We start from the raw sequence: 16957 nt of genomic DNA, 5'->3' as shown, positions 1-16957 counted from the left end.
TCTTTGTTATTAAAGTGTTATATTGACTGTCTTTTAGAATATTTTTTTAAATAATATTGGTGCATTGCAATGGCTTCTACTTTATTTATTTGAGCCGCACCACCGATACTTTGTACATCAATAAATATCCGACATGCTTTTTCAAGTACTTGACACGTAACGAATGCTTCGTCAATCGATCTGCCTACACAAATTGTACCGTGATTAGCTAATAGAGCACCATTTCTGCCTTTAAGTGCTTTAATAACGTTTTTTGTGAGTTTTTTTGTGCCTGATATTGCGTAGTCAGCCACTCTAATACTCGGCCCTACAATTTGTACCATATCATCTAATATTGGAGGGATTTCTTTACGAGCAGCGGCAACTGTACACCCGTGAAGGGAATGAGTATGAATAACGGAATTTACATTTTTTCTTTCCTTATATATTTCCGCATGTAAGCCACATTCTGTGGAAGGTTTTAGCTCACCTTCATATGTTAAATCCTCCAAATTGACAACGACCATATCATCAGGTGTTTGATCTGCATAATTTTTACCACTTGGTGTGATAACCATTGTGTTCTCATTAACTCTTGCACTAATATTTCCCCAAGTTCCTTCTACAAGTCCGCTGGAAAGTAGTCTCTTTCCTGCGTCACAAACCATCTTCTTCACTTCAGTAACTTCCATTACATTTCCTCCTTATGTTCACTTGATAAAATCATCGTTGATTCATTTAATTTAGACGTCAGAAATAACCCAATTAACATTAAACCTATAAGTATGATCATGGCAGGCGTTAGTGATCCAGTTGAACTAACTCTAAATGCATCCATACTATAAGTGAATATCACACCTGAAATTTGCCCCATTAGCATAAGCATGCCATAGGATGTGCCTTCTGGGATTGGATTAGCGATCTCTGCGCCATATTGAAAAGCGATTGGACCAACTCCCATCATGAAAAATCCTAGAAATGCACAAGACAGAAGGATTAAGCTATATTGGTGAAAAAAAGTAAGCCCAATAAAACCAGGTATAGATGCGATTAATGGAATGATTAAAAGTAAACGGCGTTGATGAAGACGATCTGAAATAATTGGGAGGATAACAGCTCCAACGAGGCCTAATATAACTAATACACCGCCAGCGATACCTGCTTGAGAAGGGGTGACACCTCTAGGACTAAGGATATTTTCAATCCATGTCATCACTGCATTGAATACACCCATTACGATAAAAACACACGCCATTAACACGATAAAATCTCTTTTGTATAACATTTGCTGTAACCCTTTAAATGAAAAGGTTTGTTCAGTCTCTTTATCGATACTTGGAGATGTCGGCGGATGCTCTTTGGATAAAATTAAAAATATGCAAGCAGAGATGAGCGCAACAATACCATATATGCTCAACATACTTTCTAAGCCGTACTGGTCAGTAAGAATTGGGGTTAACACTAAGGCTATGATCATCCCGATATAAGTAGCCATAGATGCAATTCCTGTAGCGGTAGCCCTTTCATCAACAGGAAACCAACGTGCAGCAGCCTTTGTTATGGAATTCGTTAGAAATGGCTGACCGATAGCAACACCGATTTGTGAAATAACTACTATAGTAAAGCTTGACGACATAAACCCTCTTGATAGGCCAAATACGGCAGTAATAATAGCGCCAACTGCAACAGCGATGCGAAAACCATACGTATCAACGAGCCAAGAAGCTGGTAAGGTCATTATGATATACACAACCATAAAACATATTGATAAAAATGCGATGCTAAGACTAGAAACGTTGTAATAATCTTCTGCGATACGAGTTATTGGAGCGAAAGTTAACCAAAATAAATTGGTTGTAGCAAGAATTGGAATCATTGAAACAAGAATAACCCATCTGTAACGGTAGATTTTAGGTTTTTCCATACCAACCTCCATATCATTTTTTATTAGGTAGATTTTCTAGTTATCTTTTCTATAACTTGAGTAGTATTGTGGAAATAGCAAACGATGTAAACGGAAAAGAGTCTTCTGTTAGAATCGAGCCGAATTTAAATCGGCATAAGATTGTTTTAAAGAGTAGTAGATTGATTTATAGGAGGATAATAACTGACTATAGATTTGAGCATTTTGTACATTGGGTTCATAATGTTTATCCGTTTTTATTAAATCATTAACACAGTTAAAATCATCATAGATACCAAGTCCAATCGCTGCACAAATTGCTCCACCAACGGCACCGGCCATTTGTGGTTGTAACACTGTGGTGACAGGCTTTTGTGTTACATCTGATAATATTTGCATCCATTGGTTGTCAAGGGAGCCTCCTCCAATTAACTTTAATGTTGAAACATCAAACCCGTAATCACGTTTGAAGTTTTCTAAAATCCAACTTAAGTTGTAAGAGACACCTTCATAGACAGCTCTCATCATATGTTCCCTTGTATGTTCTAGGCTTATATTAAATAATGTGGCCCTAGTGGTAGTAGTACTCACTGGACATCTTTCTCCTAGCATCCAAGGAGTACAAACTAAATAGTCAGAACCAGGAGGGATTTTCTTTACATCTTCATCCATAAGATCAAATATATTATCAACATTCGGATCTTGCTGTTCGTGAGAGTAGAATTGATCAGCAATCCATTGGATACAAGATCCAGCAGCTTCAGTAATACCCACAACATGAGCCATGTTGGGATCGGCACTTTGAATAACAGCAGCACCATTTTTATGCTTTAAGTTTTTTGAAGTTGAAACACATACCCATGCAGAAGTCCCGAGGTAAATATGGGCTTCCCCTTCACCAACTGCATTGGCACCAACTGCAGCACTTTGCACGTCATCACAACCACCGAAGACAGGGGTCCCTTGAAGCAATCCCATTGCATCAGCAGCCTCTTTAGTAAGGCCACCAACATTATCTATTGAGCGCACAAGAGGTGGAAGTTTATTCGTATCAATACCGCAAAGTTGAAAGAAGAACTTTAACCAATCTTTTTTCTTTAAGTCAAACCCATAGGATGATGCACCAGACCATTCAATGACTGGATTGCCGGTTGATTTAAATTTAAGAAAGCCATTTACGTCTAAAAAATACTTCGTTTCATGATATACCGTAGGTTCCTTTTCTTTGATCCATAGAAGTTTTGGGATCACATCTTTGCCCATTAATTTTACGCCAACAACCGCTTTAAAAAGCTGTTCCCCTAGAAATTTCCTCATAATTCTTTTTGCTTGCAGTTCAGCTCGACCATCTACCCACGATATATTAGGTCGTAATACTTGACCATCGCTATTAATGGGTATTATACCCATTGCTTGAGTCGTGAAAATGATTCCTAATACTTCTTGTGGTGATACGCTTGCTAATTCTAACACTTGTTTTGTCGTTTTAATGATTGCGTTCCAATAGTCTTCAGGTTGTTGCTCTACCCAATTTGGGTGTGGTGTGAGTAAAGGATAGGAAGCAGTAGCACTAGCAATGATTTTTCCGTTTGTATTTACAAGAACTGTTTTATTGGAACTCGTACCTACATCATGAGAAATTAAGTATTTCCCCCCCATACAAAACCTCCACTAATAGATTAAAGGCTACATTCGTATTGATTTGTGTTACTAAGAAATACACCGTAGCCAATTAAATTACAGCATCTTTTCTTCTACTGATAATTTTTCGGTCTTGTAATGACAATAAGTAATTAATGCTACAAAGTTCATGATAAAGAGTTTGGAAAATAATAGATTCCTGTAGTTGTAAGCGCAGTGGTGATGCATATTTTACTTTTAATATGGAGTCATGGTAGATGAAGGTGGTATAAACAGTACTGAAAATTCAGAAAAATACACATAATAGAAAAGCCTCTAACTATATTATATATGCTATTCCAAATATGGAAATAGTTTTTTCTGAGAAAAGTATACCTTAGTACGATTTAATAATCAAGTATATAATTAGAATATATTTTATATTCAGACTTTACAATAAAAATAGACTGATATATAATACCGTTATTAGGAAAAGGCTGTTTTCGTATGAAGGAATAAACACGTATCCTCATCTTAAATACAATGATTATCCTATACAAACCCATTGAACACTTAAGAAATTAGTAATAGCTTCAATGTATACGAAAAGAGCCTAGGAAAAAGCGTAACTAGGAGGAAAAAACATTAACAATCATAGTTCGTATAACCTATCCAGGCGAGAGCGTAAGAAAATGAAAACCACAACAAATATTCTCAAGTCAGCACGTTATTTATTCCGAGATAAAGGCTATGAGAAAACATCAATAGAAGACATTACAGAAATGTCAGATATCGCAAAGAGTACTTTTTTTAAGCATTTTCCGAATAAAGAAAGTTTGTTGATTGGAATTGCAGAAGAAGAAGTAGCTGATCTATTAGATTTAATGGACGACCCACTTTATAAATCCTCGCAAACAATTGAAAAGATTAGAACCATTATGCTTAGACTTCTAGAAGATTCTTTACCCTATTTACAGCTTACAGGGCGTGTAGTTTTCTCATCAATTATTAATAAAAGTGATAAGGAAACTCCTTACTTGCAAATTAGAAGAATATTAGAAAACTTAATTAGAGAAAGTCAGGAAAAAGGTGAGATCAAAGCAACTTTTTCACAAAGTGAGATCGTTACGTTAATTATGGGTAGTTATTATGGGCTCTTATTCAGGTGGCTTGAAGAAGATTCTAAAGTAGGTGCAACTTCGGAATTAGATCACATTTTAGATATGATTTTTAAAGGAATTACCGAAGAATAAAGGGGTGTCTTTCTATGGAAAAGAAAGGATACGCAATCTCAACATGGCACGATACAGCGGAAATTTACAACAAACTTGATCATTTAATGCAACAGCCGATAAGGCCGATTAAACGTGAAGCGATGAAAGAATATCTAGATTACTATGAAACTAAATGTAGTAAATCTAAAGAAATGATTACAGAGGCAAAAAAATATATTCCTGGTGGTGTGCAGCATAATTTAGCGTTTAATTATCCATACCCTATTGTCGTAAACAAAGCAGAAGGAGCTTATTTGTGGGATATTGATGGCAATAAATATATTGATTTTCTACAATCAGGTGGGCCCATTATTTTGGGGAGTAATTATAAACCAGTTAGAGAAAAAGTAATTGAATTATTAAATGATTGTGGACCTGTTACTGGACTATTCCACGAATATGAATTTAAGATTGCAAAGTTAATTAATAAACACATGCCTGCAGTAGAAATGTTTCGTATGCTAGGAAGTGGTACAGAAGCCGTGATGGCTTCAATCAGAATTGCTAGACTTGCAACTGGGAAGAAAAAGGTTGTCAAAATTGGCGGTGCGTATCATGGCTGGAGTGACCAAATGGTTTATGGATTAAAGATACCAGGTACAGGTAGATTTGAAGCACACGGTATACCTCGAGCAAGTACTAGGCATACGCAAGAAGTAAAGCCAAATAACTTAGGTGCATTAAGAAGGCAGCTACAGCTTAATAAGCTAAAGGGTGGTACAGCTTGTGTAATAGTTGAACCAGTTGGTCCAGAGAGCGGTACGAGACCGATATACAAAGATTACAATCATGAAGTTCGCAAACTTTGTGATGAGTTTGGTGCTCTACTCATATTCGATGAGGTTGTAACTGGTTTTCGCATAGGTTTAGGAGGAGCTCAAGGCTATTTTGATGTAAAACCAGATTTGACGGTGTTTGGAAAAGTAATTGCTGGTGGGTATCCAGCTGCGGGTGGTGTTGGAGGTCGAAAGGATTTAATTGAACGACTAGCTGCAGGTTTGGAAAGTGGTAAAAAAAGAGCATATGTTGGCGGAACATTAGCTGCAAATCCGTTAAGTGCCCTTGCTGGCTACTATACAATACTAGAAATTGAAAAAACAAACGCATGTGAAGTTGCAGGAAGGGCAGGGGATCGTTTAACGAAGGGGCTTAATGAACTTATTAATAAATATAATCTACCTTTTGTCGCCTTTAACCAAGGATCTATATGTCATCTAGAAACTGCGGCAGCGATGTTTGTCAAATTAGGAATCAATATTTTAAGTGCACTCGGCGAAATTAAAAAACGGAAGCACATGATGGAGGAGATGGGTGCTGCTTATATGGCGGAAGGAATCGTTTCGCTGGCAGGAAGTAGACTATATACTAGCTTGGCAGATACTGATGAAGTGATTGATGATGCACTTAATCGTTTTGAGCGAGTTTTTCAAAAAATTGAAGGTGCGCATGTTTAACTGTTGATTGGATGAAATAAGATGAAGATGAGGGGTGTCTTATAATTAATGTTAAGAGACACCTTTTTTGTATGTACACCCTTAATAATCTGCTCTTATGAATAACTAGCGTTATCGTAATGTTTATTGAAGATATTACTGTAGTTTTAGTAGGTTATCGCCAAACACGCATGGTTTTGTGAAGTATGTGAGTGAAAAACTAATAGCTAAAGGCTATACTCAAACGTATGATTGGACTAAAAATAACAGGACATTGACTATTGATCAGCTTAGGCATATTGGTCAAAAAGAGAAAGATGCAGTATGTGAAGCTGATTTTTTAGTAGTTTTATTCCCAGCAGGTAAAGGTAGTCATGTTGAATTAGGTATCGCACTTGGCAGAGGGAAAAAGGTTTATCTTTATTCAGAAAGTGAAGATATAAATGACTTTGAAACTACAACTACCTTTTATCACTTAAATGGCATAGAGAAATGTATAGGTACTTTAGATGATTTAATAAGGTTGGTTTCAGCGTAGGTTGTTGTTTTTCGTATTTACACATAAGGGTAAGTGATCTCACCTTTTCCTAGAGCTGTTGTCGAATGACCATGTCTCTACATAATTAAAAGCCTTCATTTCCTCTAGTTATTGTTCTTTCCAATAATTAGTCATTAAATCTATTGACCACCTCGGCTGTTTAATTGTTCCTTTAGGTAAAAACTCTTCCATAACAGGTTTGATGTCTATGACTGGTGTGTTATGAATTGCATCTAGACCTGTTACAAACAGTGTCTTGCCTTCTCGTTTTACTAACTTTACAGTAGTTAAGCCGAGTTTGTTCGGGCGGTTTTTACCACGCTGAGCAAAGATGCCGACCTTTGGATAGTTCTGATTATTGCGGGGATGTCTTGCTGAGAAGTGGGTGTCACTATCAGCCACCTTGTCGAATAAAAAAATGACGTCAACGTGAGAAAATTCTTCAATTCCTAATAAGCTCTCTTCTGAAAAATCTTCTGTTAGTTCTATTAATGATAATACATCTCCCCAATTGTCATCTGCTATTTCTTCTCTATTATTTTTAACGTAAGCGATCGGCTTTAATGAATACATATATTCTCCTTTCTTACTTCATAGTTTTAATGGATTACTCTTAGATAGTTATTGATATATATGTAATTGCAACGCGTAGTTTTAGTTCATGCTTTTCGCTTAGTTATTAGTACGACAGTAAGAGTTTAATCAAACGTTTGTTTAAATGATGGTTTGGGCAATGGTGCTAAGATGTTATGTCATATAAATGAATAATTGTGTTATATTAGTAATTATATAAAAATTTTAATAATTATGAAATATGATTGTGACCTAACAATAATACATTACAGGAGCTAAGTTCAATGTGAGAGGAAGTTTATTTCTAATATAAAAATTGAATAGAAGTTTGTTAGAGGTGTTAGGATGTTCAAAAATAGAAATTTTCTACTGTTATGGTCAGGTCAACTCGTTTCGATATTTGGAAATCGTTTTAGTGAGCTTGTCATACCATTAATTATTTTACATGTGACAGACTCACCGTTGAAGGCTGGAGTTGTTGCGGTAAGTACTCACATTGCACCGCTATTATTTTCTATACCAGCAGGTGTTTGGATTGAGCAAAGATCAAAGAAAACAGTTGCGTTAGTAAGTGAGCTTATTCGAGCATTGACGATGTTTATGTTAGTTGCCACCATCTTTTTCGGAACGTTTAATTTATGGTTTGTATCTGGTATCCTGCTTATGACTGGTTTAGCAGGAGTATTCTTTCGAATTTCATTTAATGCGATGCTACCACGTGTAGTACAACGTCAAAATTTAGTTGATGCACATAATTATTTGGAAGGTGCAGATGCGGTAAGTACTTTAGTAGGTCCTGCTCTGGCTGGTATTGCTTTAACAGTCATTGGTGGAGCATGGACGCTAAGCATTGATGCTTTTTCATTTTTACTATCTTTCATTGCAATATTTTTTCTCGTTGTAAAAGAGCCAGTTGAAAAGGCCGCTCGTAACGTGAGTGGAAAACAGAAGGTCAATGAGGGGCTACAAGGTGTTAGGTTTTTATTTGGAAATCGTCTTCACAGGTTTATAACACTTAACCATACTGTCCTAAACTTTTCATCCTATGCGGTCGTTTTATTGGTCATTGTATATGCTTCACAGGTTTTACACTTAAATGATGTACAAACGGGTCTGTTGCTCTCAGCAGCTGGTTTAGGGAATATATTTGGTGTTATTCTCATGCGCAAAGTGAAATTAGTTAATTGGAATATGCTTTATGGAAGCCTTATACTTACATCTGGAATAGGAGTTTTATTAATTGTATTATCAACCAGTTTTGTTCCTGCATTTATTGGGATGTTCATCTTCGATGGTGCATTGTCAATGGCATTCGTTATTAATGGTGCAGGTAGACAAAAAGTTACTCCAACAGCTTATTTGGCAAGGGTAAGTAGCGCTGGATTATTTATTTCAAGTTTAGTAGCAATTGTAGCTAATCTGTTTGCTGGTGGAGTCGCGCAATTTGTTAACGCAAATTTAGGACTTGTAATCTGTTCAATGATCTTAGTTATGAATGGCCTCATAGCGTATAACCAGAGGAGCTTAAACAAACCCGTTTCTGCCTTTGAAGCGAGTAATGAATTGATATAATACATATTTTATTAATAAGGAACGGAGTGAAATGAATGTAGGTGACTACCCTAAACTAATAAAATTTGAAATACAAAGGGGTAGTAAAAATGAAAAGTAAATCATTTAAGTATTTATGGATAGGTCAATCATTTGCAGATATTGGCGATGTCCTTTATATTGTTGCGCTAATATCTTTACTATACAGTTCCACTGGCTCGCCATTCTATTTAGCCTTCTTACCTTTTGCAATTACTTTTGCCAGGTTTATAAGTGGAATTTTTGCACCAATATTAATAAATCGTTTAAATTTAAAATCATTACTAGTAAGCTCTCAAGTAATTAAAACAGTGTTGTTATTATTATTGTCGCTTTATGTGTATATGCAAATTGAAGCGATGTCTCCATTTATTGTTATCACATTTGCTTTTACCATTTCTTTCTTTGATGGATGGGCTAATCCGGCTCGGGATGCTATGTTACCGAGGCTTGTAAGTTCTAAAGAACTGGTTAGAGCAAATAGCTTTCTTGCAAGTGTAGATCAGATTATACAGTTAGGTGGCTGGGCTTTCGGAGGCATTTTGGTAGCAGCAATAAGTGGCTCATATGTGATATGGCTGACTTTGTTGTTATATTTCGTATCGACATTGATGATGTTTGGTATTATTGATGAAACTCAGCATGAAATAAGTAAGGATAAAGAGAAAGCCTTTTGGTATGTGCTAAAAGAAGGATGGGCAATCATTTGGAGGAATCCTTCTCTTAGAAATATTCATGTTATGTTGTTTATAGAATCAATTGCTCATGTAGTATGGATTGCTGCTATTCTTTACGTGTTCGTCTATGAAGTCTTACAAGAATCTGAAAAATGGTGGGGCTATATTAATGTAAGTTTCTTTGTCGGTCTTTTCATTGGTGGTGTAGTTGGAATGAAATTCTCTACTATGATCGAAAAACATATGACAAAGACAATTATTATGACATCATTTGTAGTAAGTGTCATGCCATTTCTTTTTGGGGTTAATTCAAATGCTTGGATGGCTCTTATTATATCAGCTATGTTTGGATTATTTGAACAAATAAAGGGAATCAGCTTACAAACAGGCATACAACAAAGTACCTCAGCAGATATGTTACCAAAGGTATACGCAGCTCAAAGTGCGTTAACTGCGATAACATTTGGTTTATCAACACTATTTTTTGGTTATATTTCAGAGCATTACAATATAAGGGTTGTTTTTATTTTAGCAGGTATATTATTGGTTATGTCAGCAATATATGCGCTGAAAAATAAAAATTCCTTAGAGATGAAGAAGGTAGCTTAATTATATTAATCTGTCATGAAAGTTTAAAGCTGTTGCTATGGGCATGTACACCATAGCAACAGCTTTTTTTATTATTGAAAAATTCATATGAAAAAAGATTGAAATTAAATACTTAATTATGAAAGTTGAAATCATGCCTGCGATTACACATATTGGAATAAACCACTCCGAATTTGTAAAGACCTTCTTTTTATTTTCACAGGATATTCTTATGCAATTCGTTTATTTTCTATTGCTGCTTTAATTCTCGGTTTACCTGATAGAGTGAAATATGTCCAAATACGTATCATTTTTTCGAAAGGTCCAGATCTGAATCTCTTTAAGTATAGGTAGCTAAGGGAAACCTGTAAGGAGTAAATGATTATGCCGAGGAAAAACGCATTAACTATTCCTAGTTTTCCAAATAAGCCTAAACCATAACCATAAAAGATAGTTGTACAGATAACAGTTTGTAGTAAGTAATTTGTCATTGATAACTTGCCAACAGCTTCAAATGACTTAAATAGTAAAGTACCTTGCTTATATCCGAGTGCCATTAAATAGATATAGCCTAGTGATAACATATTTGCCCCGAGTAATGAACCAATACCGACCCAAGATTGATTTGGAATAATGTAAACTAAGCTTTTTAGTAATAGACCGATTGGTACAAAAAATAGTGCGTATTTAATATATAAATCATGTTCTTTTGCTGGATCTGTGAAGCGTTGTTTCTTTGCGGCGTACATCCCGAGCAAGAATAAAGGTGCCGAAGCAATAGGCGCTAATAATAATAAAACAAGGTACATATAATCAGGTAAATTAAGCGGGTCAACGTTGTTTCTATGATATGTTATTTCATTATAAGTACCACTACCATAAATCTCAAATGTATCTTTTACGTATTGTTCTAAAATAGCTTTGTCTTCAATAGTTCCAGATTCATTTCCATACCCGAAGAGTGAGGTAAGTAACAGTAAAATTATTCCCCATACTAGGACAGTCTTACTCTTTCGATTCATAAACAATAAGAGAAAAAACCCCATCATTCCATATAAGAGTAAAATGTCACCTTCCCATAACAATGTACTGTGCACTAGGCCAATAGCTCCCAAGAATATAAAACGACGCACGAAATGTCTTTTCACTTTGAGTTCCTTTCGCTCTAAGCTTTCTTTCATTTTAATCATCCCATATCCAAATAAAAATGTGAAAATGGGCATAAAACTGCCCTCGATGAATATTTTTATCAACTTATATGCAAATAAATCTGTTGCTGATAACGAAAGAAGTGATATTTCATCTTTTCCAAATAAACCATATTGAAAGATTAGTAGGTTCGCCATTAATATTCCAAATAGACTAAAGCCCCTTATACCATCGATCATATTTACTCGATTGTTTACCGCCATTGTAATTCCCCCTTGATCAGTTTTCTAAATATAGCATAAATGATATTCCTTACTGCATATGAAACAGCACCTTATTTTTATCTTAATTATTAGGTATCTCGTTAAGATTCTCGTAAGGTTAACATGGTAATATTAAGATGAGGTGGATAATCATGGTGGAAAATTCGAGGGTGTTAATTGTTGATGATGAGAAATCTATCGTAAAAATGCTAGAAATGGTGTTGATGAAGGAAGGATTTAATCTAATCTTTAAAGCTCATACTATTAATGAAGCAATGGTTATTTTAGAGCAAGAACAAGTAGATTATATTGTGCTAGACGTAATGCTTCCAGATCAATCAGGGTTTGAAGCATTGCCAAAAATAAAAACAATGACAAATGCACATATATTATTTTTAACTGCAAGGACATCTGATTTAGATGTATTAACAGGCTTTGCGATTGGTGGTGACGATTACGTTACAAAACCATTTAATCCGTTAGAGATTGTTGCTAGAATAAAAGCAGCCAATAGAAGGAGTGGAAATCAACTATCAACAAGTAGTTCAGAGCGTGAAAATTTATATGATTTTGGTTTTTTTGTGTTAGATGAGATGACAAAAGAGCTCAATGTAAATGGAGAGGTTGTGTCATGTCCTCCACAAATCTATCGTTTACTCCAATTCTTATGTGAGAATCCTAATCGTGTGTTTTCAAAAGAAGAGTTATTTGAAAAGGTGTGGGGTCTTGATACGATGGTTGATGATAATACTGTTATGGTTCATATTAGGAGACTAAGGGAGAGAATCGAGCCTGATCCTAGTAATCCTCGCTTTCTAGTAACTGTTCGTGGATTAGGATATAAGCTTATGAAGGAGCAAAAGAAATGAAGTTGAAATCAAAGTCGATAAAACGAAGATTTGCGTTTCAATTCACATTTCAATATATTACGCTTGTGTTGTTTATATTTGTTGTATTAGTTATTTTCCTCTTAATATTTTATCGTTTTATGGCCTTATCAGAAATTCGTAGTAATTATCCAATAGGTGTTCTTGACTCGATACATACAGAAACTAGTATTGCTGACGGTAAAGTAGAATTTTCAACCGATTGGCATCGAGAGTTAGCTAAGAAGAATATGTGGTTGCAAATTGTTAATCTTGATGGTGAAGTCATGTATGCAATTAATACGCCGTCACATGTAAATGATAAATATACGATTAATGATCTTGTCCAAATAGTAGAGGCTAATCAATATGAAACATATAAAGTTTATTATAAATACGACGCTACTTTCTTTGATGATCCGTATTTGTTTTTATTAGGATATGAAGATAAAAACTTGGAGCTGTTGGAGTCATGGGTGAATCAATTTTCTTCCAATGAAGCACTAGCAAAAGAAGCAAAATTTCATCTAGAAAAAGTGTTAGCAGAAATTGATGGCTATCTCCAGATATTAAATAATGATGGTGAAATTGTACAATCAATTGGTCAGAAGGAAGATGCTCAATCATACAAGCCTTTAGACGTCTTAGGTAGAAAATTACAGCCCGGAAACTACGAAACTGATGCAGTCATTTACCATGACAATAAGTGGGATACGACTTGGATGTTGCATTTGAATAAAAAGGATGATGAAGACATTCAATTAATTTTCATAAAAAAGGCTATTTTGACACTAGTCATTATGGGTGGTGTGCTACTATTTTTAGCTATAGCCTTAACTGGATGGCATGCGTTTCGCTATGGTCAACCACTTCACATTTTTATAAGCTGGTTAGAAAGAATGGGTCATGATGAATACAATCAGGTATTTACAGATAAGGAAAGACAAAAGATATTTAATAAAAAAGGAAAGGTTCGTTACCGATACAGATTATACCAAGAAGTGATTCAAGCCTTTTATGATGTCACTGAAAAGCTATCAGAATCTGTGAGAGAACGAAAACGACTTGAAAAAGTAAGAGAGGAATGGATGACAGGTATTTCGCATGATTTAAGAACCCCATTATCAACGATTCAAGGGTACGGTCACATACTTGAAAGTGGAGAATACGAATGGAGTTCAAATGAGCTTCAAGAAGTTGGTGCCATGGTAAGAGAAAAGGGTGACTATATGTTAAACCTCATCCAAGATTTTTCGTTAGTGTTTCAGCTCAAAAATGACACACTTCCGTTAACGTTAGAACCAATAAATATTGTTGAAATTATTGAACATACTTTAAAAAAATTCAGTAAAGATGTGACCCTTGGTCAAAATATTATAAATGGTGAGTACAGTCAGCTCAATATAGAAATTTTAGGTGATCGAAAATGGCTTCTAAGGATGCTAGATAACTTAATATATAATGCGATCAAACACAACCCACCTGGTATTTCAATTGTAGTGAAAGTTGAAAAAAAACTGAATGAAACATTTGTTCAAATTATTGATAATGGACAAGGTATGGATGAAGAAACGAAGCAAAACTTGTTTGAAAGGTATTACAGAGGGACGAATACAGACGAACAGATAGAAGGAGTTGGGTTAGGAATGAGTATTGCAAAAGAAATTGTAAACTCTCATCACGGTGAGATTAAGGTTGAATCAACAGTTGAGGTAGGAACTAAAATTACGTTAATTTTCCCTATATACCCTAATGAGTAAAAGTACTAATTGCAAGTAAGATTTATAACATACGCTGAATGAGCTTATGATCAGTAAATTAAAACCTCCATAGTCATTATATCTTCTAGCCTCAGGATTAAGGTCCAGAGGCTACTGTTATATCTCCGTCTTCCACGAAAACTTACCTTTTGAGGGACAACTTTTAGTTGAAAGCATATAAAAACATCGTGTTAAATATCTATATTTACGATATGGGTAGTCGAAATGATCCAAGTAGCATCGATTTTTTACATTTTTAAACATTCTGAAAAAAGATATAATCAACCGTAACAATTCTAGGTAGCCTTTTAAAGATGACAAGTAAGTTAATAATCTAGAAAACTTAATGTAAAGTAAATTAAGATGAAATTGGGAATTTAAATGTGAAAAATTGAAAACTTTGTATTGACTTATACCATACAGGGGTATAGTATATAGTTAAAGAGGTGATTGAAATGGATAATGATTGTCAAGCGATGATGGGGAAGGATATTTATCTTCACTGTTAATAAAAGGCTGTTTTCACATGAATTGTTGCTTTTTGTTCTAAGTATAAGCGGGTATACATCTAGTATTCGTGGCTCTTTTCTACCTTCACTAATGTTGATCAATCTCTAAGAATAGCAACAAAGTTTACGAAAAGAGCTTAATAATATGAATAAAAATGAGGTCGCATTTGGAGGTAAATAACATGGAAGCCACTTTAAAAAAGCCAATAGTAAGTAAGAATGAAAGAAAAATAGCAATGACTCTGTTTTTAATAGGGATATTCATGGGAGCACTTGACCACGGTATCGTTGGTCCTGCTCTAAGCTCAATTGTCTTCACTTATAATATTGATACCTCGTGGGGAGTCTGGAGCTTTACGATATATACATTACTATTTGCAGTAAGTATACCCCTCATGGGTAAATTCTCTGATCGATTCGGGAGAAAGTTAATCTTTATTGTTGGTATTGGACTATTTGGCATTGGATCATTGTTTGCTGCATTAGCACCTAACTTTGTTCTGTTTTTAATAGGGCGAAGTATTCAAGCTATTGGAACAGGTGGAATATTTCCAATAACTGCAGCATTTATAGCGGTAAGTTATCCAGAAGAAACTCGTGCAAAGGCTATGGGTATGATAGGGCTCATTTTTGGATTCGGAAGCATTCTCGGCCCAATGGTAGGAGGATATATCATTCAAAACTTTGATTGGCAGTGGATATTTTTAATCAATGTTCCAATTGCAATTCTAGTGGTAGTACTCATGAGTTTTGTGAAGATACAACAACAAATAATAAAAAATCCAATTGATTATAAAGGTATTATGCTTCTGACAGCTATCATTCTGTCAATCATGCTTGGGATTACAACAGTAAATATATATGTCCTAATTATAGGTGTCATATTAATACCGATAATGATATTCGTAGAAAAAACTGCACCAGATCCAATTATTAAAATACATTTCTTTAAACAAAAGAATACTCTTATTATTTTATTTTACTCAGCGGTATCAGGGGTAATTATGGCCTCTACAATTAATTTATTACCTATATTTATAGAAACTGAGATGATGATTTCCAAAGCAAGTGCAGCTTTAGGTGTTGCGCCATTAGCTATTACATCAATGATTGCCTCAGTAGTTGGAGGTCAAATGGTTACAAAAATTGGCGCAAAGAAAGTATTGTTTATTGGCTTTCTTCTGACAACCATTGGAACACTACTGTTAATAAACCCTATAAATTATAGCTATGTTTTAGTAGTTTCTGCGATTATTGGCTTTGGAATTGGAATTATTATCGGTGCTCCTTTAAATATTTTGATTATACAAGAGACACCTATATCTGAGGCTGGTACATCAGTAGGATTTCTTAGTTTATTCAGATCTCTTGGATCAACTGTCGGTCCAACAATAGCAGGAATAATGATTGCTTCTTCTGCAGATGGTTTTGCTTATATTAGTATCTTTTTAGCTAGTGTTTCCATCATTTCATTAATCATATTCGCAATTTTTAAAAAATAATAGAAAGGTAGATATTTATGACTGATAAATTAATACTTGAACTTTATACAAGGCCTACATGCTCAGACTGCCAACAAGCGAAGGAATTTCTAGCGTTACATCAGATCCCGTATGTTGATAAAGATGTTAGTAAAGATTTGAAACTAGAAGATGATTTGAAGACTATTTCTGGTACAAGAATTGTTCCTTCCTTCGTCTTTTATAATAAAAATATGTGGGGTAAGAAAAAAATTCACAAAAATATTATTGGTTTTGAACCAAATAAACAGGAGATTATGGAGCTGTTAAATGTACCAGTTGTACAATAAAAAATTTTATAGTGTTAGTGTAGTTTCGTAGTTTGTAATATATAAATCATTAAATGGAGATGATCAATATGAGTGGATTAACAGAATTAATAGCAAATCCTGCTCAAGAACAAATACAATTAGGAATAACAGGGATGACATGTGCATCATGTTCTACACGAATTGAAAAAATGTTAAACAAAATGGACGGTGTAGAGGCGAATGTTAATTTAGCAATGGAATCTGCAACAATTAAGTATAATGCTGATACAGTGAAGCCGGAAGATATAGTGTCAAAAATTAACAAACTTGGCTACGGTGTACAGACTGAGAAGGTAGATCTTGATATATACGGCATGACATGTGCTGCCTGCTCCACGCGAATTGAAAAAGTGGTAAATAAAATGGACGGTATTGAAGCTGCAACGGTTAATTTGACAACTGAA

Annotated in this window: 15 protein-coding genes; 10 read left to right on the top strand and 5 right to left on the bottom strand. The window is 34.9% G+C overall.

What is annotated here, in order from left to right; translation table 11 throughout:
* Positions 1 to 17: 17 nt before the first annotated feature.
* From SLH48_RS17340 to SLH48_RS17330, 3 genes are all read right to left on the bottom strand, one after another.
* Positions 18 to 671, bottom strand: coding sequence for a class II aldolase/adducin family protein (locus tag SLH48_RS17340; RefSeq protein ID WP_320259179.1), 654 nt, complete (start codon positions 669 to 671; stop codon positions 18 to 20).
* Entirely contained in the window at positions 671 to 1903 is a 1233-nt protein-coding gene (locus SLH48_RS17335; RefSeq protein WP_320259178.1) for an MFS transporter, read from the bottom strand. Before SLH48_RS17335 ends, SLH48_RS17340 begins: the two co-directional genes overlap by 1 nt.
* 108 nt (positions 1904 to 2011) lie before the next feature.
* Positions 2012 to 3541, bottom strand: a complete 1530-nt coding sequence (locus tag SLH48_RS17330) for a xylulokinase (RefSeq protein ID WP_214484164.1) — start codon at positions 3539 to 3541, stop codon at positions 2012 to 2014.
* Between the two features lie 653 nt (positions 3542 to 4194).
* On the opposite strand from SLH48_RS17330, the gene SLH48_RS17325 reads away from it, so the two are divergent.
* The 3 genes from SLH48_RS17325 to SLH48_RS17315 all read left to right on the top strand — a co-directional run bounded on the left by SLH48_RS17325 (position 4195) and on the right by SLH48_RS17315 (position 6747).
* Positions 4195 to 4755: a TetR/AcrR family transcriptional regulator gene (locus SLH48_RS17325; protein WP_214484163.1), complete on the top strand. Its 561-nt coding sequence runs from the start codon at positions 4195 to 4197 to the stop codon at positions 4753 to 4755.
* 14 nt (positions 4756 to 4769) lie between these two features.
* Positions 4770 to 6230, top strand: a complete 1461-nt coding sequence (locus tag SLH48_RS17320) for an aspartate aminotransferase family protein (RefSeq protein WP_320259177.1) — start codon at positions 4770 to 4772, stop codon at positions 6228 to 6230.
* Positions 6231 to 6417: 187 nt separating this feature from the next.
* Complete coding sequence (locus SLH48_RS17315; RefSeq protein WP_320259176.1) at positions 6418 to 6747, top strand: group-specific protein; 330 nt, start codon at positions 6418 to 6420, stop codon at positions 6745 to 6747.
* A 108-nt stretch (positions 6748 to 6855) separates the two neighbouring features.
* On the opposite strand, the gene SLH48_RS17310 is transcribed toward SLH48_RS17315, so the two are convergent.
* Positions 6856 to 7320 (bottom strand): SAM-dependent methyltransferase, encoded by a 465-nt coding sequence (locus SLH48_RS17310; protein WP_320259175.1) that lies wholly within the window; start codon positions 7318 to 7320, stop codon positions 6856 to 6858.
* 345 nt (positions 7321 to 7665) lie between these two features.
* Between SLH48_RS17310 and SLH48_RS17305 the strand changes: the two genes are divergently transcribed.
* A complete protein-coding gene (locus SLH48_RS17305) occupies positions 7666 to 8892 on the top strand; it encodes an MFS transporter (protein WP_320259174.1) in 1227 nt (408 codons plus the stop codon).
* 89 nt (positions 8893 to 8981) lie between these two features.
* On the top strand, positions 8982 to 10196 hold the full coding sequence (locus SLH48_RS17300) for an MFS transporter (RefSeq protein ID WP_320259173.1): 1215 nt from the start codon (positions 8982 to 8984) through the stop codon (positions 10194 to 10196).
* 209 nt (positions 10197 to 10405) lie between these two features.
* Here SLH48_RS17300 and SLH48_RS17295 read toward each other — a convergent pair whose 3' ends face one another.
* A complete protein-coding gene (locus SLH48_RS17295; protein WP_320259172.1) occupies positions 10406 to 11587 on the bottom strand; it encodes a DUF418 domain-containing protein in 1182 nt (393 codons plus the stop codon).
* A 155-nt stretch (positions 11588 to 11742) separates the two neighbouring features.
* Between SLH48_RS17295 and SLH48_RS17290 the strand changes: the two genes are divergently transcribed.
* The 5 genes from SLH48_RS17290 to SLH48_RS17270 all read left to right on the top strand — a co-directional run.
* Complete coding sequence (locus SLH48_RS17290) at positions 11743 to 12456, top strand: response regulator transcription factor (protein WP_320259259.1); 714 nt, start codon at positions 11743 to 11745, stop codon at positions 12454 to 12456.
* Entirely contained in the window at positions 12453 to 14213 is a 1761-nt protein-coding gene (locus tag SLH48_RS17285; protein ID WP_320259171.1) for a HAMP domain-containing sensor histidine kinase, read from the top strand. Before SLH48_RS17290 ends, SLH48_RS17285 begins: the two co-directional genes overlap by 4 nt.
* Before the next feature lie 691 nt (positions 14214 to 14904).
* A complete protein-coding gene (locus tag SLH48_RS17280) occupies positions 14905 to 16224 on the top strand; it encodes an MFS transporter (RefSeq protein WP_320259170.1) in 1320 nt (439 codons plus the stop codon).
* 17 nt (positions 16225 to 16241) lie between these two features.
* Positions 16242 to 16532 (top strand): glutaredoxin family protein, encoded by a 291-nt coding sequence (locus tag SLH48_RS17275; protein WP_320259169.1) that lies wholly within the window; start codon positions 16242 to 16244, stop codon positions 16530 to 16532.
* Positions 16533 to 16600: 68 nt separating this feature from the next.
* The coding region (locus SLH48_RS17270) for a copper ion binding protein (protein WP_320259168.1) at positions 16601 to 16957 on the top strand (357 nt) is incomplete at its 3' end.

Origin of the sequence: Cytobacillus sp. IB215316, from assembly GCF_033963865.1 — a bacterium.
GTDB lineage: Bacteria > Bacillota > Bacilli > Bacillales > SM2101 > Nanhaiella > Nanhaiella sioensis.
Note: the sequence above shows the minus strand (reverse complement) of the source record. Positions and strands in the feature narration are given on the sequence as shown.